21 protein-coding genes and 1 pseudogene are annotated in these 20,462 nt (G+C 53.8%); 11 read left to right on the top strand and 11 right to left on the bottom strand.

The features are described from left to right. The first annotated feature begins 90 nt into the window (after positions 1-90). The gene (gene htpX, locus ACOTZF_RS13185; RefSeq protein ID WP_013096120.1) at positions 91-972 is read left to right on the top strand and encodes a protease HtpX; all 882 of its coding nucleotides are present in this window, start codon (positions 91-93) and stop codon (positions 970-972) included. A 49-nt stretch (positions 973-1,021) separates the two neighbouring features. Here htpX and ACOTZF_RS13190 read toward each other — a convergent pair whose 3' ends face one another. After that, positions 1,022-2,395, bottom strand: coding sequence for an MFS transporter (locus tag ACOTZF_RS13190; protein WP_129317583.1), 1,374 nt, complete (start codon positions 2,393-2,395; stop codon positions 1,022-1,024). A 178-nt stretch (positions 2,396-2,573) separates the two neighbouring features. On the opposite strand from ACOTZF_RS13190, the gene kdgR reads away from it, so the two are divergent. Continuing rightward, on the top strand, positions 2,574-3,365 hold the full coding sequence (kdgR, locus tag ACOTZF_RS13195) for a DNA-binding transcriptional regulator KdgR (protein WP_013096122.1): 792 nt from the start codon (positions 2,574-2,576) through the stop codon (positions 3,363-3,365). 66 nt (positions 3,366-3,431) lie between these two features. Here kdgR and ACOTZF_RS13200 read toward each other — a convergent pair whose 3' ends face one another. After that, on the bottom strand, positions 3,432-3,671 hold the full coding sequence (locus ACOTZF_RS13200) for a YobH family protein (RefSeq protein WP_013096123.1): 240 nt from the start codon (positions 3,669-3,671) through the stop codon (positions 3,432-3,434). A gap of 159 nt (positions 3,672-3,830) precedes the next feature. Here ACOTZF_RS13200 and mgrB point away from each other — a divergent pair, with 159 nt between their 5' ends. From mgrB to rlmA, 7 genes and pseudogenes are all read left to right on the top strand, one after another. Further along, entirely contained in the window at positions 3,831-3,974 is a 144-nt protein-coding gene (gene mgrB / locus ACOTZF_RS13205; protein WP_013096124.1) for a PhoP/PhoQ regulator MgrB, read from the top strand. A gap of 74 nt (positions 3,975-4,048) precedes the next feature. Next, positions 4,049-4,339 (top strand): YebO family protein, encoded by a 291-nt coding sequence (locus ACOTZF_RS13210; protein ID WP_023620462.1) that lies wholly within the window; start codon positions 4,049-4,051, stop codon positions 4,337-4,339. A 23-nt stretch (positions 4,340-4,362) separates the two neighbouring features. After that, on the top strand, positions 4,363-5,352 hold the full coding sequence (locus ACOTZF_RS13215; protein ID WP_129317584.1) for an MBL fold metallo-hydrolase: 990 nt from the start codon (positions 4,363-4,365) through the stop codon (positions 5,350-5,352). Between the two features lie 525 nt (positions 5,353-5,877). After that, positions 5,878-6,022: pseudogene (locus ACOTZF_RS13220) on the top strand (DUF2627 domain-containing protein). Between the two features lie 12 nt (positions 6,023-6,034). Next, positions 6,035-6,244 (top strand): transcription antiterminator/RNA stability regulator CspE, encoded by a 210-nt coding sequence (cspE, locus tag ACOTZF_RS13225; protein WP_001062678.1) that lies wholly within the window; start codon positions 6,035-6,037, stop codon positions 6,242-6,244. A 230-nt stretch (positions 6,245-6,474) separates the two neighbouring features. Then, positions 6,475-8,172, top strand: a complete 1,698-nt coding sequence (gene ftsI / locus ACOTZF_RS13230) for a peptidoglycan glycosyltransferase FtsI (protein WP_129317585.1) — start codon at positions 6,475-6,477, stop codon at positions 8,170-8,172. 67 nt (positions 8,173-8,239) lie between these two features. Then, the gene (gene rlmA / locus ACOTZF_RS13235; protein WP_129252445.1) at positions 8,240-9,055 is read left to right on the top strand and encodes a 23S rRNA (guanine(745)-N(1))-methyltransferase; all 816 of its coding nucleotides are present in this window, start codon (positions 8,240-8,242) and stop codon (positions 9,053-9,055) included. On the opposite strand, the gene mntP is transcribed toward rlmA, so the two are convergent. The 5 genes from mntP to manX form a co-directional block, all read right to left on the bottom strand. Beyond that, positions 9,052-9,618 carry a manganese efflux pump MntP gene (mntP, locus tag ACOTZF_RS13240; RefSeq protein ID WP_129252447.1) on the bottom strand — a complete coding sequence of 189 codons (567 nt, stop codon included), beginning with the start codon at positions 9,616-9,618 and terminating at the stop codon, positions 9,052-9,054. The genes rlmA and mntP overlap by 4 nt on opposite strands. 396 nt (positions 9,619-10,014) lie before the next feature. Beyond that, positions 10,015-10,473: a DUF986 family protein gene (locus tag ACOTZF_RS13245; protein WP_013096131.1), complete on the bottom strand. Its 459-nt coding sequence runs from the start codon at positions 10,471-10,473 to the stop codon at positions 10,015-10,017. A 54-nt stretch (positions 10,474-10,527) separates the two neighbouring features. After that, positions 10,528-11,379: a PTS mannose transporter subunit IID gene (locus ACOTZF_RS13250; protein WP_006175979.1), complete on the bottom strand. Its 852-nt coding sequence runs from the start codon at positions 11,377-11,379 to the stop codon at positions 10,528-10,530. 12 nt (positions 11,380-11,391) lie between these two features. After that, on the bottom strand, positions 11,392-12,192 hold the full coding sequence (gene manY / locus ACOTZF_RS13255; RefSeq protein ID WP_003859914.1) for a PTS mannose transporter subunit IIC: 801 nt from the start codon (positions 12,190-12,192) through the stop codon (positions 11,392-11,394). Between the two features lie 47 nt (positions 12,193-12,239). Then, positions 12,240-13,205, bottom strand: coding sequence for a PTS mannose transporter subunit IIAB (gene manX, locus ACOTZF_RS13260; RefSeq protein WP_038419895.1), 966 nt, complete (start codon positions 13,203-13,205; stop codon positions 12,240-12,242). Positions 13,206-13,520: 315 nt separating this feature from the next. Here manX and ACOTZF_RS13265 point away from each other — a divergent pair, with 315 nt between their 5' ends. Both ACOTZF_RS13265 and yoaE read left to right on the top strand, forming a co-directional pair. After that, complete coding sequence (locus ACOTZF_RS13265; RefSeq protein WP_371412169.1) at positions 13,521-13,679, top strand: protein YoaL; 159 nt, start codon at positions 13,521-13,523, stop codon at positions 13,677-13,679. Continuing rightward, on the top strand, positions 13,667-15,226 hold the full coding sequence (gene yoaE / locus ACOTZF_RS13270) for a CNNM family cation transport protein YoaE (RefSeq protein WP_013096133.1): 1,560 nt from the start codon (positions 13,667-13,669) through the stop codon (positions 15,224-15,226). Before ACOTZF_RS13265 ends, yoaE begins: the two co-directional genes overlap by 13 nt. A 6-nt stretch (positions 15,227-15,232) precedes the next feature. Here the strand turns inward: yoaE and ACOTZF_RS13275 are convergent, their stop codons facing one another. The 4 genes from ACOTZF_RS13275 to pabB form a co-directional block, all read right to left on the bottom strand. After that, positions 15,233-16,831, bottom strand: coding sequence for an EAL domain-containing protein (locus tag ACOTZF_RS13275; RefSeq protein ID WP_062728719.1), 1,599 nt, complete (start codon positions 16,829-16,831; stop codon positions 15,233-15,235). A 130-nt stretch (positions 16,832-16,961) separates the two neighbouring features. After that, the gene (gene sdaA, locus ACOTZF_RS13280; RefSeq protein WP_038419892.1) at positions 16,962-18,326 is read right to left on the bottom strand and encodes an L-serine ammonia-lyase; all 1,365 of its coding nucleotides are present in this window, start codon (positions 18,324-18,326) and stop codon (positions 16,962-16,964) included. A gap of 184 nt (positions 18,327-18,510) precedes the next feature. Next, positions 18,511-19,089 carry a CoA pyrophosphatase gene (locus ACOTZF_RS13285; protein WP_013096136.1) on the bottom strand — a complete coding sequence of 193 codons (579 nt, stop codon included), beginning with the start codon at positions 19,087-19,089 and terminating at the stop codon, positions 18,511-18,513. Positions 19,090-19,092: 3 nt separating this feature from the next. Continuing rightward, the gene (gene pabB, locus ACOTZF_RS13290) at positions 19,093-20,421 is read right to left on the bottom strand and encodes an aminodeoxychorismate synthase component 1 (RefSeq protein ID WP_047023049.1); all 1,329 of its coding nucleotides are present in this window, start codon (positions 20,419-20,421) and stop codon (positions 19,093-19,095) included. Positions 20,422-20,462: the final 41 nt, after the last annotated feature.

Below are 20,462 nucleotides of genomic sequence, written 5' to 3' on the forward strand. Positions count from 1 at the left end.
GCCCTTCGGATGCTTGAAAATAGCCACAATACCCATACGATGTGGGTAATCGCATAGTGCGTTTTGTTAAACTGAGGTTAAAAGAAAATTATGATGCGAATCGCGCTCTTCCTGCTCACCAACCTGGCGGTAATGGTGGTATTCGGGCTGGTGCTAAGCCTGACAGGAATTCAGTCGAGTAGCGTTCAGGGTCTGTTGATTATGGCGCTGCTGTTTGGTTTTGGTGGCTCTTTTATTTCACTTCTGATGTCGAAATGGATGGCGCTGAAATCGGTAGGTGGTGAGGTCATTGAACAGCCGCGCAACGATATGGAGCAGTGGCTGATGAATACGGTGGCGCAGCAAGCTAAGCAGGCGGGGATCGCCATGCCACAGGTTGCCATTTACCATGCGCCGGACATCAATGCCTTTGCTACGGGTGCCCGTCGCGATGCGTCGCTGGTTGCCGTAAGTACCGGGCTGCTGCAGAACATGAGCCGTGACGAAGCCGAAGCGGTTATCGCGCACGAAATCAGCCACATCGCGAACGGTGACATGGTAACCATGACGCTGATTCAGGGCGTGGTGAACACCTTCGTGATCTTTATTTCCCGTATTCTGGCGCAGATCGCCGCTGGCTTTATGGGTGGAAACCGCGATGAAGGTGAAGAGAGCAACGGTAACCCGCTGATCTACTTCGCGGTATCGATGGTTCTGGAACTGGTGTTCGGCATTCTGGCCAGCATCATCACCATGTGGTTCTCCCGTCACCGCGAATTCCATGCGGATGCCGGCTCTGCGAAACTGGTTGGTCGTGAGAAGATGATTGCTGCCCTGCAGCGTCTGAAAACCAGCTACGAGCCGCAGGAAGCTAACAGCATGATGGCATTCTGCATCAACGGTAAATCAAAATCGTTGAGCGAGCTGTTTATGTCTCACCCGCCACTGGATAAACGTATTGAAGCGCTGCGCAGCGGGGAATACCTGAAGTAACGCTGAAGATGCAGTTTGAGCCGGGCGGAGGTAACTCCGCCCGGCTTTTTTATGCCTGTACGCTGGGCTGCGTGACGCGCAGGCCGCTGACGATCGCGGCAAGGGTGGCAAGTGCACCTGCGGTGAGGAGCGCAAGGTGATTACCATTCTGCCCGGCGAGGTTGAACATCAGGGCGACCAGTGCCGCACCGGTGCTTTGCCCCAGCAGGCGCGCGGTACCCAACATGCCACTGGCTCCTCCACTGCGATGGCGCGGTGCGGAGGTGATAATGGTGTGGTTGTTCGGCGACTGGAACAGGCCAAAACCGGCACCGCAGAGGATCATACGCCAGATAATATCCAGATCCGTAGGTTGCGAGGGAAGCAGCGCCAGCGCAAACAGACCCGCCGCCATGACCGCCAGCCCCAGCGCGCCCAGTAATCCGGCATGCACGCGCTCTATGAGATAACCTGCCAGCGGTGCCATCACCATCGTTGCCAGCGGCCATGGGGTCAGCAGCAGTCCAGTCTCCACTTCCGAACGTCCTATTACGCTCTGCAGGAAAAAGGGCAGAGAGACGAGGGCGAGCATCTGGGCGCAGAACGAACAGATGGAGGTGCATATTGAGAGCGAAAAAAGCGGAATACGCAGCAGATCCACCGGCAGTAACGGCACAGGCAAAGCGAGCTGGCGACGAACAAAGAAGTAGCCAATGATCAGCAGAGCAGCAACCTCTGCGACGGTCAGCAGGAGTGATTGACCCTGCGCAAAGCCGCTCAGGGCCGTAATCAGCAGGCCAAAGGTCAGCGCATTCATCACCGCACTGGCGATATCAAAACGAGGCATGGTGCTTTTAGGGCCGTTCCCCGGCAGATAGCGCAGGGCAAAGAAGATGGCCACTATACCCAGCGGCACATTGATGGCGAACAGCCATTGCCATGAGGCGACAGACAGTATAGCCGCCGCAATGGTGGGCCCGGCGGCCGAGGATACCGCCACAATGAAGGAGTTTATCCCCATTCCGCGCCCCAAATGGCGCTGAGGATAAATTAAGCGAATCAACGCGGTATTAACGCTCATCAACGCCGCGCCGCCAAAACCCTGCGCAATGCGGGCCAGCGTCAGCATATGCAGCGAATCAGAGAGGGCGCAGAACAGGGAGGTTAAGGTAAACACAGCCAGACCGCACTGATACACCCGCCGGTAGCCGAACATATCACCCAGAAACGAGAACGAGAGCAGTGAGATCACGATCGCTATCTGATAAGCGTTAACAATCCAGATTGAGCTGGCAGGTGAGACATGCAGATCGCTGGCAATGGTAGGCAGGGCAACATTGGCAATCGCGCCGTCGAGTACGGCCATTGAAATACCGATGATAATCGTAGCGATAGCGCCATACCGCTGGGGTAAAGGCAGGCCATCGGACAGTTTTTTTTCCATGTGGGATGAATAGCTCAGTGTGAAATTATTCTCAGGGTAACTATTTTAGCACTGTTACAACCGCTTTATGTCGCAGATTTGTAACGAAGTAAACGCGGATTGATTGCAGCAGGCATGACGGGAATTTATAATAAAAACCGGTTCTGATTTTTATAAAACACTCTCTATGAGGTGATGAATGGCAATTGCAGATTTGGATAAACAACCCGATTCTGTTTCTTCCGTGCTGAAGGTGTTTGGCATCCTGCAGGCTCTCGGAGAAGAGCGTGAAATTGGTATTACAGAATTGTCGCAGCGTGTGATGATGTCGAAAAGCACCGTTTATCGCTTTTTGCAAACCATGAAGTCACTGGGGTATGTCGCGCAGGAAGGCGAGTCTGAAAAATATTCTCTGACGCTGAAACTGTTCGAATTAGGTGCTCGTGCGCTGCAAAACGTTGACCTGGTGCGTAGTGCAGATATCCAGATGCGTGAGCTCTCTCGTCTGACCAAAGAAACCATTCACCTGGGTGCTCTGGATGAAGACAGCATTGTTTACATCCATAAAATTGACTCTATGTATAACCTGCGCATGTACTCTCGCATCGGGCGTCGCAATCCGTTATACAGCACGGCTATCGGCAAAGTTCTGCTGGCCTGGCGCGACCGTGAAGAAGTGAAGCAGATTCTGGATGGGGTGGAGTACAAACGCAGCACCCAGCGTACCATCACCAGCACGGACGAACTGCTGACGGTGCTTGATAAGGTACGTGAGCAGGGCTATGGCGAAGATAACGAAGAGCAGGAAGAAGGGCTGCGCTGCATTGGTGTGCCGGTATTTGACCGCTTTGGTGTGGTGATTGCGGGCTTGAGTATCTCCTTCCCGACGCTGCGCTTCTCAGAAGAACGTCTGCATGAGTATGTTGCTATTCTTCATACCGCCGCGCGTAAGATTTCTGAGCAGATGGGCTATAACGCGTATCCGTTTTAACCCCTCTCAGCATAAAAAAACGCCGCAGACATTGCGGCGTTTTTTATCGGTCGTAAAAAAGGGTAATTAACCGTTATCAATGACGACAGAAGTTTTACGCAGAACCGGGCAGTTGGTTAAACCGATGATCCCGCTATCAGAATGCAGGTACTGGGCGGTGCTCATTCCTTGGGCGGTCAGGTATTTACACTGGATACCTAATCCAGCTGCGTTTTCGGTGCTCCCCACAAGCACGCCATATCCGGTTAATAAAAGGCCAATCCATACTACGGCCAGTGCAATAATTGTTCGAATGATTAAATGCATCATTGCCTCTTTATCTTTGTTGTCATGCCTCAAGACTAAACGGTTTACTCTATGAAACAAGTGCATGATTCTGAAAAGGGCTTACAGGCGTTACAGTTAGTCCTTGTTTAAGATAACCGTGATAACCTGTATGCAACAGGTGTTAAGACGGAGTGTGGAGTGAAAAAAATACGCTGGGTAATTCTGGTTATCGTGCTGATTGCATGCGTGGTGTTGTGGACGCAGACGATCAATGTGATGTGCGATCAGGATGTACAGTTTTTTAGCGGCGTTTGCGCAATCAATAAGTTTATTCCGTGGTAACAGGCATTTTTTCTTAAGGTGATTTCCTTCCTTCGCGCCAGTGGTAAAATGAGCGTTTTTATTGAGGTGGTGAAATGGGTGAGTTACTGAATTCAGGGCTGCTGAATATGGCATCCCTGATGGTTTCTGTCGTTGTTTTGCTGGTGGGACTTGTCATCTGGTTTTTCGTGAACCGTGCGAGCTCCCGGACGAACGAGCAAATCGAACTGCTGGAAGCGCTGCTCGATCAGCAAAAGCGTCAGAATGCGCTGTTACGCCGTCTGTGTGAGGCTAACGAACCAGAAGAGAAAGAGACGGCGAAAGAGGCTGCTGCGGAAGAGAGCGACGACAAAGACGACTTTATCCGTCTGGTGGCAGAGCGTTAATCTTTCTGACCTGGGAGGTGGTTGTGGTCTGGAAAAATCCCTGGCATGACGCCTCCCTGAAGCATCACACGCCGAACGGTTTTCAGAATACCTGTCCCGTTGGGCATCAGCCCGGCGACCTTGAGCGCTGGCGTAAAGCGCGTAAAGAAGCCGGTTTGCCCAAACCTCCTGCGCTCGGTTATGACGACTTTATCCGCCAGTGGTGGCAGCCCGTGTCGCTTAATCAACCTCATGAAGATGGGGTATGGTGGCTGGGGCATGCGAGTATGCTGCTGCAAATGGACGGCAATACTCTTCTCACCGACCCGGTGTTTTCCCGACGCGCCTCTCCCGTACCGTTCCTGGGGCCCCTGCGCAGAACGCCTCCCGCTCTCTCTGTGGAACAACTCACGCAGCTTGATGCAGTGGTTATCTCCCACAATCATTACGATCACCTTGATGACGCGACCATTCGCCGTATCCTGAAGCGCTTTCCCGACGTCAGTTTCTTCGTGCCGTTAGGACTTGCACAGTGGTTTCGCCGCCGGGGAGCAAGGCGCATCGTTGAGCTCGACTGGTGGCAGAGTATCACCTGGCAGGGGATAACGCTGACCGCCGTTCCGGCACAGCACTGGAGCATGCGAACATTCTGGAACCGCAATCGCTCTCTGTGGTGTGGCTGGGTCTTTGAGGGGCGACACCGCCGTTTCTGGTTTAGCGGCGATACGGGCTACTCTCCGGAGCTGCTTTTGATCCCGGAACGATTGGGCAAAATCGACGCCGCCGCGTTGCCCATTGGCGCCTATGCACCAAGATGGTTCATGGCGGTACACCATATGGATCCGCAATCTGCCGTCGCATTGTGGCAGCAACTGGGAAGTCCCTTAGCCTTTCCCATTCACTGGGGCGTGTTTGAACTGGCGGATGAATCACTTGATGAACCAGTCAGAGAGTTAACTGACGCGCTTGTTAATTTAGCACCGGTTAATAATTCCTTCAGGATACTGAAAATTGGTGAATATTTATCCTTGTAAGCGAAGCGATGATTTGTTGCATATATTCTGCTATTAAAGCCACTATCTAATGTTTTATTTTTATCGAAACGTTTTGCTTGCCTTCTTTTGAGGCAGAGTCATAAAAATTTCATTATTTTGGTGCATAACATTTTTATTATCTGGTGATTTTTAACACAGTTTGGCCGGGCTTATTAGCTGTGTATTTTCTTTGTAACAATACAGTTGCGTTACAATGATTTGAGCATAACTTTTCACAAAATGTTCTAAATCAATCACTGTTTCCGGCTTTCTTTCGTGGGTTGCTGGACGCATTGTAATGATTGAGCTATGTTAAAAAAGTCTTTGATTACAGCGGGTGTGAAAGCAACGTTGAGTCTGTATAAGGACGAGGACTGGTTTGTACGCGGTAAGCATAAATGTGCAAATCCTTACAGGCTGTGTTCGAATTTGTGCGGCGGATCGAGACATGTTTAAAAATGGCTTGCCATATTAAACATAGTGTGTGATAACACGTTTTGGGTCAAACGAGGTACAGTTCTGTTTATGTGTGGCATTTTCAGTAAAGAAGTCCTGAGTAAACACGTTGTCGTTGAATACCGCTTCTCTGCCGAACCTTATATTAGTGCCTCAAGCAGTAATGTCTCAGTTTTATCTCAGTCAATGCCTGCGGGCTAAGAAAACACTCTAAGGAATTTTGCAAATGGCAAAGATTAAAGGTCAAGTTAAGTGGTTCAACGAGTCTAAAGGTTTTGGTTTCATTACTCCTGCTGACGGCAGCAAAGACGTGTTCGTACACTTCTCTGCAATCCAGGGTAACGGCTTCAAAACTCTGGCTGAAGGCCAGAACGTTGAGTTCGAAATTCAGGACGGCCAGAAAGGCCCAGCTGCAGTTAACGTAACTGCTATCTGATCGAACCGCTGCTGACTGAAGCGCGTAGCACTTCAATCTCAGACATAAAGCCTCGCAAACGCGGGGCTTTTTTATATGCCTTATCTTTCAAAATATTACCATCCCTGTCTCTGTTAGTAACTTGTTGCAAAGCTACGAGATTATTAGCACTGTTTTCCCCCCTCCACAGCGGCTTTTCCCGTTAAATCAGGGCGTTGTTCAACAGCCCTGGGGTTCAGGTGAAGAAGAAAATGATACCGAGTGCCGGCAGTTTCACCCCGGCACGTTTTGCTCTGCTCTGTTTTGCTATTTTTTGCAGCCTGGCATTTTTACTGGGACGCGTTGCCTGGCTGCAGATTATTAAACCTGACAATCTGGTAAAACAGGAAGATATGCGATCGCTGCGTGAGGTGGCGATTGATGCACCGCGTGGCATGATCATGGATCGTGAAGGCCGTCCGCTGGCGGTGAGTGTGCCCGTCAGGGCCGACCCCAAAACGGTGCTGGCAAAAGGTGGGGTTGGGTTTGATGACCGCTGGCAGGCGCTGGCCAGTGCGCTGCATCTCTCCCTTAGCACGCTGGCATCTCGCATTAACAGTAATCCGCAGGGACGCTTCATTTACCTTGCCCGTCAGGTGGATCCTGCTCAGGCGCAGTGGATCGATAAACTCAATTTGCCGGGCATCAACCTGCGCGATGAGTCCCGGCGTTTTTATCCGGCAGGCCATGTGGCCGCAAACCTTATTGGTTTTACCAATATTGATGGTCAGGGGATTGAAGGCGTAGAGAAGAGCTTCAACGCGCAGCTGATGGGGAAGGCCGGGGTCCGGCAGGTGAGGGAGGACCGCTATGGACGCGTGGTGGAAAACCTGACCGAAGTGGCGCCCGTTCCTGCGCATAATATCCAGTTGAGCATTGACGAGCGTCTGCAAACCATCACCGAGGACGCGCTTGATAATGCGGTTGCCTGGAATAAAGCCGAGTCGGGTGCATCGGTCCTGATCAATATCCCCACAGGGGAAATACTCGCCATGGCGAGCTATCCCGATTTCAACCCAAACAACCGTGAAGGTGCAACGTTAAACGATTTTCGTAATCGTGCCATTAGCGATACCTTCGAACCCGGCTCCACCGTTAAGCCGCTGGTTCTGATGACGGCATTGCAGCAGGGGCTGGTGCAACCGGACAGCGTCATTGATACCCATCCGTATACCCTTGACGGTCACCGTATCCGTGATGTGGGTTACTACCCGGAACTGACGATGACCGGGATCCTGCAAAAATCGAGCGACACCGGTGTTTCCCGTCTCTCTCTGGCGATGCCCATCCAGCATCTTATCGATACCTACCGGAACTTTGGCTTTGGCACCAATACCGGGCTGGGTTTAACGGGCGAAAGCTCAGGGTTACTGCCGCAGCGTAAATTCTGGAGTCAACTCGACAGGGCAACCTTTGCCTTCGGCTACGGCCTGATGGTGACGCCCCTTCAACTGGCCCATGTCTACGCCACCATTGGCGGGTATGGGCTTGAGCGCCCGCTCTCGATCACCCGTATCGACCCGCCGGTGATAGGCCACAGAGTCATGCCAGAAAAGATTGCCCATGAAGTGGAACACATGATGGAAAGCGTGGCGCTTCCGGGCGGTGGAGGAGTGAAGGCCGCGGTACGGGATTACCGGGTGGCGGTCAAAACCGGTACGGCGAAAAAGATTGATGACAGTGGCAAGTACGTCGATAAGTATGTCGCCTATACCGCAGGCGTTGCGCCTGCCAGCGACCCGCGTTTTGCGCTGGTGGTGGTCATAAACGATCCGCAGAACGGTGCCTATTATGGTGGTGCCGTTTCAGCGCCAGTTTTCAGTGAGATCATGGGGAATGTGCTGCGCCTGGAGAACGTGAAACCGGATGGCTTGCCGGCTGATTCCGGCCACCTTATCGTCATGCGTTAACCCTGGCGTTTTATAACGGGGCGAATAGCGGTACACTTCGCCCTTTGATTTATGCCCCGGAGTTGTCATGCCCTTCAGTTGCCCCCTTTGTCACGCGCGCCTGACGCGTTCTGAGAAAAGTTATGCGTGTCCGCAGGGACATCAGTTTGATATGGCGAAAGAGGGGTATGTGAATCTTCTGCCGGTACAGCATAAACGCTCCCGCGATCCGGGCGACAGCGCAGAGATGATGCAGGCGCGACGTGCCTTTCTGGATGCCGGACATTACAAGCCGCTAAGGGAGAGTGTCGCGCAGCTGCTGGACCACACGCTGACGCAGAGTGCCTCCGCTCTGCTGGATATCGGCTGTGGTGAAGGGTATTACACCGCAAGGTTTGCCGAGATTGCCGCCGGGAAGGGCGCGCAGACGACGGGTCTGGACGTGTCGAAAGCGGCGATTCGCGCAGCGGCAAAACGCTACGCGGGGGTGATGTTCTGCGTGGCCTCAAGCCACCGGCTGCCGTTTGAAGATGCCAGCATGGATGCCGTTGTGCGTATTTATGCTCCCTGTAAGGCAGAAGAGCTGGCCCGGGTGGTGAAACCCGGCGGGTGGTTGATAACCGTCACGCCTGGACCACGTCATCTGATGGAGCTGAAAGGGCTGATTTATGACGAGGTTCGCCTGCATGCTCCCCATTCAGAACAACTGGCTGGTTTTGTGCTCAGGCAGGAAGAAACCGTAGCGTATGAGATGGATCTGACAGGGGATGAAGCCGTGGCGTTACTGCAAATGACGCCGTTTGCCTGGCGGGCAAAACCGGCTGTCCGGGAGACGCTGGCTGAACAGGCCACGTTTCGCTGCCAGACGGATTTCAGCATCCACTGCTGGCAGCGCGAAGGTTAACCCGCGAAGTGTGCCCAGAGTATCTGGGCACCAATACCGATTAACACGATCCCGCCCAGGATCTCGGCTCGCTTACCCAGCAGCGGGCCGATAAAACGGCCAACCATCATGCCCAGGGTGGACATAATCAGTGTGGCGCAACCAATGGCCAGCGCGGTGGCAATGATATTCACCTGCAGGAAGGCCAGACCAACACCGACGGCCATCGCGTCAAGGCTGGTGGCAATTGCGGTGGTGACCAGCAGCCAGAAACCGTGGCGGTGCTGAGGCTCTTCATCTTCATCGCTGCTGCCACGGAATCCTTCAATCACCATTCGTCCGCCGAGAAACACCAGCAGCACAAACGCAATCCAGTGGTTCCACTCCAGTACAAACTGGCTGGCCAGCATACCCAGGCCCCAGCCGATAAGCGGCGTCAGGGTTTCGATAGCACCGAAAATCAGACCTGTGCGCAGCGCTTCAGAAAATTTTGGTTTATGGAGTGTGGCACCTTTTCCGATGGAAGCAGCAAAAGCATCCATGGACATGCCGAAAGCGAGAAGAATGGTGGCGGAGATGTTCATACAAGCGTCCAGACCGGGAGATATCCATATGACACATCACTGCCCCCAGTAAACAGCAGTTGATGTATCTATGGTCTCGCCTGACCGTCGCACAATGATGTGCAGAAAACGATCCGTACGCGCCACGTTTTTCAACGAGTATGTTGACACGTACATTTCCTGAGTACAGGAAATTAGCTACTCCCCAACGACGGGCGCAACCTTAACATATTTTGAGAATATAAAACAACAACAGCGGGGGTATTATTTTATTATCTTGTTGATAACGATTTTCATTTAGATTTATTCGTAAAAATAGCGTTAAAAAATAGGAAGGATAAAAAGAATGGAATATAGCTATGGCTATATTTCGTGAGCAACGTTAACACGGAATATAGCCGATGCCATAAATATAACTTATTGAGTTTTAATGAGTAATTTGTATATCTTTTCCAGGTCATCTATATTTTTGACCCGAATGAGCAGGCGGCGCTGTTCTAATTGCATCACCAGCACCCCGTCTTCAGATAAATTCATCTCTTTAATGCGGTTATATTCTATCCAGACATTGGCAAAGAAGAATCCGTGTTTTTTAAAAATGAGTTTTGGCGAACGGATCCAGAACAGGTAAATCGCCATTAATGCCAGCGCACATAATAACCATGTGGTTAATATTGCACCATGGCTGGTCACGTTATTGTAAATCAGGATGACCACCAGACCGGCGAAGATAAACGCATCAATGCGTCCACGGCGTAAGAGGGGAAGGGTCAGCAGCGTCTCGCCGTGGCGGCGAGGCATAATGAACTCGTCATAGATCGCGTAAGCCAGAAGGGCAACAATAAACAAAACCAGTACGGTGTCCGTGACAGTCATTCATCCTCCAGATAAAAAAACCGGGGGCAAGCCCCCGGCGTATAACATAAAGCTTTACAGGCCCAACAGACCAACAGCGTAGCCCGCGATACCGATGACGAAGAAGCCAACGATGATCCACAGCGGGTTCACTTTCTTACGCAGCAGCCACATACAGGCGAAGGTCAATAGCAGCGGCACCAGGCCAGGCATCAACTGGTCAAGGATGGTCTGCACGGTGGTCACACGGGTTTGCCCATCCTGTCCGGTGATGGTTGAAACCACCAGCGGGATGTTCACGTGCGTCCACTTGTTAACCAGCGCCCCCATCACAAACAGGCCGAGGATTGACGCCCCCTCTGTCAGTTTTTGCAGGAAGCCGCCGCCCATATCTTTAACGATATCCACCCCTTTACGGTAACCGTACGCCACGCCGTAGTAACGGGTAAGCAGACGCACCGCATTGAAGAGGATGAAGAACAGCAGCGGACCGAGCAGGCTGCCGCTCATCGCGATACCCGCGCCCAGCGCTGCAAAGACCGGACGAACGGTACCCCAGAAGATCGGGTCACCTACGCCTGCCAGCGGACCCATCAGACCGACTTTAATACCGTTGATGGCACCATCGTCGATCTCTGCGCCGTTTGCACGCTGCTCTTCCATCGCCAGGGTAACGCCCAGTACCGGTGCTGCTACGTAAGGATGGGTGTTAAAGAATTCCAGGTGACGCTTAATCGCCTGGCGACGTGCTTCGTTGTTCTCCGGGTAGAGGCGTTTGATCGCCGGTACCATGGAGAAGCAGAAGCCCAGGGCCTGCATACGTTCGAAGTTCCATGAACCCTGAAACAGGTTAGAACGGATGAACACGCCACGAATATCACCCGGAGTGAGTTTCTTCTCAGGGGTAGTTTTAGTCATATCAACCATTTCGCTCACCTGTTAGTCCAGTTCGTTATCGAGATCGTTATTACCAGCAGCCTGCGCTGGGGCACCCGCAACGCGGTTATATTTCGGGCTGAGCTGGATGTAGAGAATTGCCATTACCGCACCAATCACACCCAGAGCAACCAGGTTGAAGTTGGTGAACGCCGCGGTTACGAAGCCCAGGTAGAAGAATGGCATCAGGTAGCCTGCGCGCATCATGTTGATGACCATCGCATAACCAACCACCACGATCATACCACCGGCGATGTTCAGACCGCTGGTGACCACTTCAGGGATGGCGTTGAGCATGCCCTGAACTTCGCTGGTGCCTACGGAGATAGCGACGATAACGGCAGGAATAGCGATACGCATCGCCTGCAGGAACAGGGACGAGACGTGGATCCAGGAGAGCGCCGTAAGGTTGCCGTTTTCGGCCGCCTTATCCGCCGCGTGCTGGAAAGCCACGGTGATAGTACGAACGATAATGGTCAGTACCTGGCCTGCGGCAGCCAGCGGAATTGCCAGAGCGATACCGGCACCGATGCTTTGATGACCGGCAATAACCAACACGGTTGAAATAATGGACGCCAGCGCGGCATCGGGCGCAACCGCCGCACCGATGTTCATCCAGCCAAGGGCGATCATTTCCAGGGTACCACCGATGATGATACCGGTTTTCATATCACCGAGAACGGCGCCAATCAACGTACAGGCCACCAGAGGGCGGTGGAACTGAAATTCATCAAGTACGGATTCCATACCCGCAATACACGCGACGATGAACACCAGCACAATCTGAAGAGTGGTAATCTCCATTGTACTTCTCCTATTGCATAATCTTTATGTGAAAAACCGGCGCGGGCTTATTTCCCAACTTTGCCGATCAAATCCATCATTTTCAGTTTCGGGTCCGTGGAAACCTTACGGGCTTCCAGTTCAATACCGCGAGCATTCAACTTGTTAAATGCCTCGATATCCTTCGCATCGACTGAAATCGCGTTGTTGACCTGCGTTTTGCCCTGACGGAAAGCCATACCACCAATGTTCACGGAGGTGATTTTCACGCCGCCTTCAACAATGCGCTCGACGTCTGTCGGGTTAGTGAACAGAAGCATCACGCGTTCACCGGCATATTTCGGGTTGTTATAGACGCGAATCATCTTGGCGACATCCACCACGTGCGCGGTAACGCCCGGAGGAGCAACCTGGGTGAGGAGGGTTTTACGCACCGTGTCGGCGGCCACTTCGTCGCTGACCACGATAATACGTTGAACGTTGGTCTCTTTGGTCCAGCGCGTTGCCACCTGGCCGTGAATTAAACGGTCATCGATGCGCGCAAGGCCAATCACCATATAATCGTTCGGGCCCATCGGTTTTGCGGGGGCAGCGGCTTTCGGTGCCGCGGCAGCCGCCGGTGCGGGTTTTTCAACCGGCTGTGCCTTCAGCGCTTTCACGCCTTCGCGACCGGTTTCGACCGCCAGGGCAACCAGCTCATCAAAAGCCGGATTGTCGTCGCGTGCCATGAAGGTTTCCACCAGCATCGGAATATTGACCCCGGCGACAACTTCATAGTGCTCTTTATCGACGACAATGCGGCTGGCAGCGTTGAACGGGCTGCCGCCCCATGTATCAACGAGAAACAGCACGCCTTTGCTGGTATCCAGCTTCGACAGTTGAGCCGTGTATTTCTCAATCAGCGTCTCGGCGTTTTCACCGGGAACGAAATCGATCCAGCCGACGTTTTCCTGCTCGCCCAACAGCATCTCTGCTGTTTTGAGTAGCTGCTCTGCAGCCCAACCATGTGTGCCTATGACAATAGCAATGGTCACTTGCTACCTCCTTTTATTATCATTAATACCTCTGCCAGGCAGACGTACTGAGAATCGTATTGGCGAACCGAATCGATTCAGATAAGGGTTAGAGTTAAAAAAGCTCAGACTTACGCGAATTATTTTAGATAGTGAAAAAATAATTTATGTGATGAAGATCCGTAATTTAGGTTTCGAAAATCAGAAATTACTCAACACAAATTCTGCCTTTTCACGTTTTTGCAAAGGAACGTAAATCTTTGCTAAAAACGTAATGTCTCTGATATGTTTAGCCTCCGTTTAATTGATCAGGAGTATAGGGCTACAGCCCACTATATGGACCGTCACCGACGTCAGTCATCTATCAGGCCACTTCGCGCCTTGTTCACCGGCGATCCTCGCCACGTATCGACTCTGTTTACCGCTGTTTTGCCCACATTGAGTGGGGCACCGTTTCGTCATTCCTTTAGCAGGAGCTTGTCATGGAATTCTTAATGGACCCGTCAATCTGGGTGGGATTGCTCACGCTGGTGGTGCTGGAGATCGTTCTCGGCATTGATAACCTGGTGTTTATTGCCATCCTCGCGGACAAACTGCCGCCAAAACAGCGTGATAAAGCGCGTCTGATCGGCCTCTCGCTGGCGCTGGTTATGCGTCTGGCGCTGCTGTCCGTGATCTCGTGGATGGTCACCCTGACAAAACCGCTCTTTACCGTCATGGATTTCACCTTTTCTGGCCGCGATTTGATCATGCTGCTCGGGGGGATATTCCTGCTCTTTAAAGCAACGACAGAACTGCACGAGCGGCTGGAGAACCGTCAGCACGACGATGGTCATGGCAAAGGCTATGCCAGCTTCTGGGTTGTGGTGCTGCAGATCGTGGTGCTGGATGCCGTCTTCTCGCTTGATGCGGTGATAACAGCGGTGGGTATGGTGAACCATCTCCCGGTGATGATGGCGGCGGTGGTTATCGCCATGGCGGTTATGCTGCTGGCGTCTAAACCGCTGACCCGCTTTGTGAACCAACATCCGACGGTCGTGGTGCTGTGTCTGAGCTTCCTGCTGATGATCGGTCTGAGCCTCGTTGCGGAAGGTTTCGGTTTCCATATTCCGAAAGGTTATCTGTATGCCGCGATTGGCTTCTCGATCCTGATCGAACTGTTTAACCAGATTGCACGCCGTAACTTTATTAAGCAGCAGTCCAATCAGCCGCTGCGTGCCCGCACCGCGGATGCCATCCTGCGCCTGATGGGCGGTCGCCGTCAGGTGAATGTGCAGAGTGACACCGAGAACCGTAACCCGGTTCCGGTGCCGGAAGGGGCATTTGTGGAAGAAGAGCGTTATATGATTAACGGCGTTCTCTCCCTGGCCTCCCGTTCACTACGCGGCATCATGACCCCACGCGGCGAGATCAGCTGGGTAGATTCCCGGTTGAGCGTTGATGAAATTCGTCAGCAGCTGCTCTCTTCACCGCACAGCCTGTTCCCGGTGTGTCGTGGTGAGCTGGATGAGATCATCGGTGTCGTGCGTGCCAAAGAGATGCTGGTCGCGCTGGAAGAGGGCGTTGACGTCGAAGCCATCGCCGCCGCCTCACCGGCTATCGTGGTACCGGAAACGCTGGACCCCATCAACCTGCTTGGCGTTCTGCGCCGTGCCCGCGGCAGCTTCGTGATTGTCACCAACGAGTTCGGTGTGGTGCAGGGGCTGGTCACGCCGCTGGACGTGCTTGAAGCCATTGCCGGTGAGTTCCCGGATGAGGACGAAACACCGGAAATCGTGGCCGATGGTGAAGGCTGGCTGGTGAAAGGTACCACTGACCTGCACGCGCTTTCGCATACGCTGGGGCTGGAAAACGTGGTCAACGATGAAGAAGACATTGCCACCGTGGCCGGTCTGGTCATCGCCGTGAACGGGCAGATCCCGCGCGTGGGGGATGTGATCGAACTGCCCCCGTTGAGCATTACCATTGTTGAAGCCAACGACTATCGCGTTGATATGGTGCGTATTGTTAAAGAGCAATCCGTGCACGACGAAGATGAGTAACGCTTCTTAACGCAACGGCATTAAGGGCACGATGTGCCCGTTATGATGCGCTGGCGGAGGTGAACTCTCCGCCAGCCATTGTGGAAAATCCCGCAGCGGCATCGGCCGCGCATAGAAATACCCCTGCAGAGTATGAACACCGTGTCGGCGTAAGTAGCGCGCCTGCTCCTCCGTTTCGACCCCTTCCGCAACCAGCTCAATATTCAGCCGCTGACCCAGCGCAATAATGATATCTGTCACCGTTGAGTTCACGGCATCGGTTCCAATGGCGGTGGTAAAGGACTGGTCGATTTTCAGTACGTCAGGATGAAGCTTTTCAAGCCAGGAGAGCGAACTGTTCCCGGTACCAAAATCGTCGATAGCCAGTTTGACCCCTTTGCGATGCAGCTCGCGCACGATGCGATAATCTGCATCGACCAGCGCGTCACGCTCGGTAAGTTCGATAACCAGCCGCTGGCTCGGGTTTGCACTGAACCAGTAACGGTTCAGATCCTGAAGTAGCACGGCGTGACGGAAGTGGCTGGCCGCCACGTTAATACCGATGTGAAAGCCCGGGTGGGAGGGGAAGTAGCCTATCTGGCGAACCGTCTCGGCAATCACGTAGCGGGTCAGGGGAACAATCAGGTTATGTTCTTCTGCCAGAGGGACGAACACTTCCGGGGAGATCCAACCCTGACGCGGGTTGTTCCAGCGCAGAAGAATTTCCACGCCGATACACTCCTGCGTACGGGCATTCACCAGCGGCTGACAGAACAGCTCAAATTCCCGCGCCGCAATCCCCATATCGATTTCCCACGTGAAGCTCATCCGGTTTGCTGTGGCCAGCCAGGCCAGATACCCCAGAACCAGGCTCAGCATTAACCCCAGCGGCAGCTGTGCCGGCAGGCTTTTAAGTGCCAGCGCGCCAGGACCCGGCCCACTGACCGTGATGGTAAATGGAAAGCGTGTAGAGACTTCCTCTATTCGCGAGTCAGCCTCATTAAACTTCAGCGCGTCGGTAATACCTTGACCGTAGCGTAAAGAGCGATCTCCCACGGTTAACGCCACGTCAGTGATAAGCGGGCGGGGCGGCTCAAGGATCATTCTGGTGATGAGATCGATATTGATCACCTCCATCACCCCCTCTTCACCGCGTTGTGACGTCGGGTGCCACTGGATAAGAATAGGGCTGCCTTTAAGCAGCCACTTATCGGTCGATAAAATCAGTTTTGGCAGACCTGACGGCAGTTCGGGAAATAATTCATGAACCGGGACGGCGCGACTGCCAAAAATACTGGAGCAGTAGAGGATCCCCTCTTTAATCAGGGTAATCGAGCGGACGGTCTGTAAAATGGCGGCCTGCTTACGCAGAGTCAGATGCGCCTGCGGGCACGGCTGGCCGACAAGATCCAACAACTCCGGTCGGCGGTTATCCAGGGAAAGCAGGACGTTTTCAAGTGAGCGAACGGTATGGCTGGCGAAATCGACAATGCGTTGTTGATTAACATTGCGCTGTGAAATAAATCGAATGCCCAACGTCAGGATGAGCGTAAGGAGCGCAACCGTCACGCAGACGATAACGCGTTTTCGGCGATAGTTTTTAATGATCGTTTGTGCGGTTTGCATGAACGGTCGCCTGATACACCTCCAGCCCCAAAAGCCAGACGCAACAGTGAAAGTGTAGTGGGGAAAGTGAAAGGCGACGAGAATCAGAAGGAAATTTCGCCCATCCGTTGCAGATGGGCGAGGGGAGGTATTAGTCGCACTGTACCTTAATGGCCAGACCACCACGGGAAGTCTCACGGTACTTCGCGTTCATGTCTTTACCGGTTTCGTACATGGTCTCAATAACTTTATCCAGCGACACGCGAGGCTCGCTGGTACGGCGCATTGCCATACGGGAGGCGTTAATCGCTTTCACCGACGCAATGGCGTTACGCTCAATGCACGGTACCTGCACCTGCCCGGCAACCGGGTCACAGGTCAGGCCCAGGTTATGTTCCATACCGATCTCCGCCGCCACGCAAACCTGCTCAGGGCTTGCGCCCAGCAGTTCAGCCAGACCAGCGGCCGCCATGGAACAGGCCACACCCACTTCACCCTGGCATCCTACTTCAGCGCCAGAGATAGAGGCGTTCATTTTGTACAGGGCACCGATGGCTCCTGCCGCCAGGAAGTAACGGATGTAGATATCTGGCGTAACAGGTTCAATAAAGTGATCGTAATAAGCCAGCACCGCCGGAACAATACCGCACGCACCGTTGGTGGGTGCCGTCACCACGCGGCCACCGGCAGCGTTTTCTTCGTTAACCGCCAGAGCGAACATATTCACCCAGTCGACCACGTTCATCGGGTCGTTGGAGAATTTATCGGTGGTCACCAGCATGCGGCGCAGGGCAGAGGCACGACGTGGTACGCGCAGCGGACCCGGCAGCACACCTTCGGTGTTCATCCCGCGATCGATACAGGCGCGCATGGTCTGCCATACGTTTGCAAAATAGTCTTCGATCTCTTTTTTGCTGTGCAGTGCCAGTTCGTTCTGCATCACCATGCCGGACAGCGACAGGCCGGTCTCTTTGCAATAACCCAACATCTCGGTGGCCGATTTGAAAGGATACGGCACGTTGACGTCGCCAGTGCTCTCTTTACCGAAATGCTCTTCATCCACGATAAATCCACCGCCGATGGAGTAGTACGTTTTGCTGTAAATCTCTTTCTCGCCGTTCCAGGCATGGATGGTCATGCCGTTTTCATGCAGCGGCAGGTTGTCGCTACGAAAACGCATCCCGTCATCCTGCGGGAAATCCACTTCGTGCTGGCCGTTAGCCAGCAGCAGACGACCGCGCGCTTCCACGTCACGGATGAATGCCGGGATGGCATCAATATCTACAGTGTCCGGCATATTGCCCGCCAGACCCATAATAATGGCGATATCGGTGTGGTGGCCTTTACCCGTTAATGACAGTGAGCCGTAGACATCCACGGCGACACGAGTAACGCTTTCCAGTAATCCTTTTTCGACCAGATCATCGACGAACTGTTTACCGGCCTTCATCGGCCCAACAGTATGGGAAGACGAAGGGCCAATTCCCACTTTGAACATGTCGAATATACTAATCACTTTCACACTCCTGACAGGGTTACCGGGGTTCCAGTAACGATGTTATAACTGCGCATAGTGTAAGAGGGAACATCGACCTCGGCTTAACTATTCACATGAATTAAACTAATGGTTAACGATGGTTTTGCTAATAGCGCGACGCCGATCGCAAACCTGACAAAAGAGGGTGGAATGTAAAGTATAGTCAAGGCTTCAGGCCGATTTGCAGAGCCAGTTCACGAATGATGCCCGCCGTCATGCCCCAGACAAAATAATGCTGATACCAGGACAACCAGACCCGATGATCGTGCCCACGGCGCTGAATATCCAGCGGGTGATAGCGACTGAGGCGAAGGGCTTCTTCTAGTGGCATTTCAAACACCGCAGACACCTCATCAACACTGGCGTGATACTGAAGGCCGGGCGGGATAATGCCCACCACCGGCGTCACCTGGAAACCGGTCACGCTGTCCACCGGCGGGAGGACGCCGACAATCTCGACGGCCTCCGGTGGGATAGCCACCTCTTCCTGCGCTTCACGCAGCGCCGCGGCAATCAGCGAGGCATCGCTGCTGTCTACCGCGCCGCCGGGGAAAGCGACCTGACCGGCATGTTTGCGTAAATGAGGGGAGCGCTGGGTCAGCAGCAAACCGGGCTGCTCACGACGCACCACGGGGATCAGCACCGCCGCCTGACGTTGATTAAGCGCTTCGCGGCTCACCTGTGGCCGCAAAAGCTGAAAGCGCGACAGAAAATCATCCAGCGTCAGGTTCTCTCTCTCCACCCGTCAGTTCTCCAGTTGTTGCAGGATACGGTTAACTTTATCAAAGGTTTCCTGATATTCCGCCTCGACCTGGCTGTCAGCAACAATCCCGCCGCCTGCGGAACAGTAAAGCTGGCCGTCGCAGGCCGTCAGGGTGCGAATAGTGATGCTGGTATCCAGCGTGCCGCAGACGCTAACGTAGCCAATGCTGCCGCACCAGGCGTTGCGACGGTGCGGTTCCAGCTCATCGATAATCTCCATCGCCCGCACTTTTGGCGCGCCGGTGATGGAGCCACCCGGGAACGCGGCGCGCAGAAGATCGCAGGGGGTACGCGAAGCCGGCAGCTGTGCGGTAATGGTGCTGACCAGATGGTGCACCGCCGGGAAAGGCTCGACGACGAACAGCTCCGGCACGCGAACGCTGCCCGGTACCGCCACCCGGCCAATGTCGTTGCGCATCAGGTCGACAATCATTAAATTTTCGGCGCGGTCCTTCGGTGACGCGGCGAGCTTTTCCGCCTGCTGGCGGTCGGCAGCCGGATCGCTCAGGCGCGGCAAGGTCCCTTTAATCGGGCGTGTCTGGATCTTGCCTTCCGCCAGATGAATAAACCGCTCAGGCGAAAGACTCAGGATCGCGCCCTGATCGAGACGGATAAACGCACTGAACGGTGCCCGGTTGCTGGCATTGAGGCGGGTAAAGGCCTGCCATTCATCGCCCTGATACGTCGCCTGGAAGCGCTGGGCAAGGTTCACCTGATAACAATCGCCGCTTTGCAGATATGCCTGTACGCGTGCGAATTTTTCCGCATAGGTCTGCGGGGTCATGTTTGAACGCCACGCAGAGGTCAGACGGAAATCCGGCGCGGCTGCGGGCTGCTGCGCGTTCAGCCAGGCCAGGCGTGCCTCCACATCCGAATGGCTGAGCAGGGAGACCACCTGTTTATGGTGATCGACAATCAGCGCCCAGTCGTAAAGTCCCACCGCCATATCCGGCAGTGGAATATCCGCCTTTGCAACGGAAGGCAGCGTTTCAAAGCGGCGACCAAGGTCATAGCCAAACACGCCCAGCGCACCGCCCTGGAAGGGAAGATCCGGGTTCGGCGTGGCAGACAAACCCAGCTCGTCGATAGCCTCCTGAAGCTTGATCAGCGGATCGTGCGTGGAGGGCTGGTTTTCGGATGTCACCGTGCGCACCGGGTCAGCAACCACAATGTCGAAGCGGCTGTAAGGATGGTCCGCATGGCCGGAATGCAGCAGCATCGCCCAGGGAAGATGGCTCAGACGAGCAAACCAGAATTCAGCGGCGTCAGTACGCCACGGCAGGGTAATAACAGTGGGGAAGCGCATGTTCATGTGTGGCATACTACCGGGCAGCGTGAAATAATTAGCGCGAA

The sequence above is a fragment of the Enterobacter cloacae complex sp. SHL021 genome (assembly GCF_049237765.1).
In the GTDB taxonomy this organism is placed as follows: Bacteria; Pseudomonadota; Gammaproteobacteria; order Enterobacterales; family Enterobacteriaceae; genus Enterobacter; species Enterobacter cloacae.

Bases quoted from the DNA above. Each gene is read 5' to 3' on its own strand.
- htpX (WP_013096120.1), top strand. From the start codon at position 91: ATGATGCGAATCGCGCTCTTCCTGCTCACCAACCTGGCGGTAATGGTG.
- ACOTZF_RS13190 (WP_129317583.1), bottom strand. From the start codon at position 2,395: ATGGAAAAAAAACTGTCCGATGGCCTGCCTTTACCCCAGCGGTATGGC.
- kdgR (WP_013096122.1), top strand. From the start codon at position 2,574: ATGGCAATTGCAGATTTGGATAAACAACCCGATTCTGTTTCTTCCGTG.
- ACOTZF_RS13200 (WP_013096123.1), bottom strand. From the start codon at position 3,671: ATGCATTTAATCATTCGAACAATTATTGCACTGGCCGTAGTATGGATT.
- ACOTZF_RS13210 (WP_023620462.1), top strand. From the start codon at position 4,049: ATGGGTGAGTTACTGAATTCAGGGCTGCTGAATATGGCATCCCTGATG.
- cspE (WP_001062678.1), top strand. From the start codon at position 6,035: ATGGCAAAGATTAAAGGTCAAGTTAAGTGGTTCAACGAGTCTAAAGGT.
- ftsI (WP_129317585.1), top strand. From the start codon at position 6,475: ATGATACCGAGTGCCGGCAGTTTCACCCCGGCACGTTTTGCTCTGCTC.
- rlmA (WP_129252445.1), top strand. From the start codon at position 8,240: ATGCCCTTCAGTTGCCCCCTTTGTCACGCGCGCCTGACGCGTTCTGAG.
- mntP (WP_129252447.1), bottom strand. From the start codon at position 9,618: ATGAACATCTCCGCCACCATTCTTCTCGCTTTCGGCATGTCCATGGAT.
- ACOTZF_RS13245 (WP_013096131.1), bottom strand. From the start codon at position 10,473: ATGACTGTCACGGACACCGTACTGGTTTTGTTTATTGTTGCCCTTCTG.
- ACOTZF_RS13250 (WP_006175979.1), bottom strand. From the start codon at position 11,379: ATGGTTGATATGACTAAAACTACCCCTGAGAAGAAACTCACTCCGGGT.
- manY (WP_003859914.1), bottom strand. From the start codon at position 12,192: ATGGAGATTACCACTCTTCAGATTGTGCTGGTGTTCATCGTCGCGTGT.
- ACOTZF_RS13265 (WP_371412169.1), top strand. From the start codon at position 13,521: ATGGACCGTCACCGACGTCAGTCATCTATCAGGCCACTTCGCGCCTTG.
- yoaE (WP_013096133.1), top strand. From the start codon at position 13,667: ATGGAATTCTTAATGGACCCGTCAATCTGGGTGGGATTGCTCACGCTG.
- ACOTZF_RS13275 (WP_062728719.1), bottom strand. From the start codon at position 16,831: ATGCAAACCGCACAAACGATCATTAAAAACTATCGCCGAAAACGCGTT.
- pabB (WP_047023049.1), bottom strand. From the start codon at position 20,421: ATGAACATGCGCTTCCCCACTGTTATTACCCTGCCGTGGCGTACTGAC.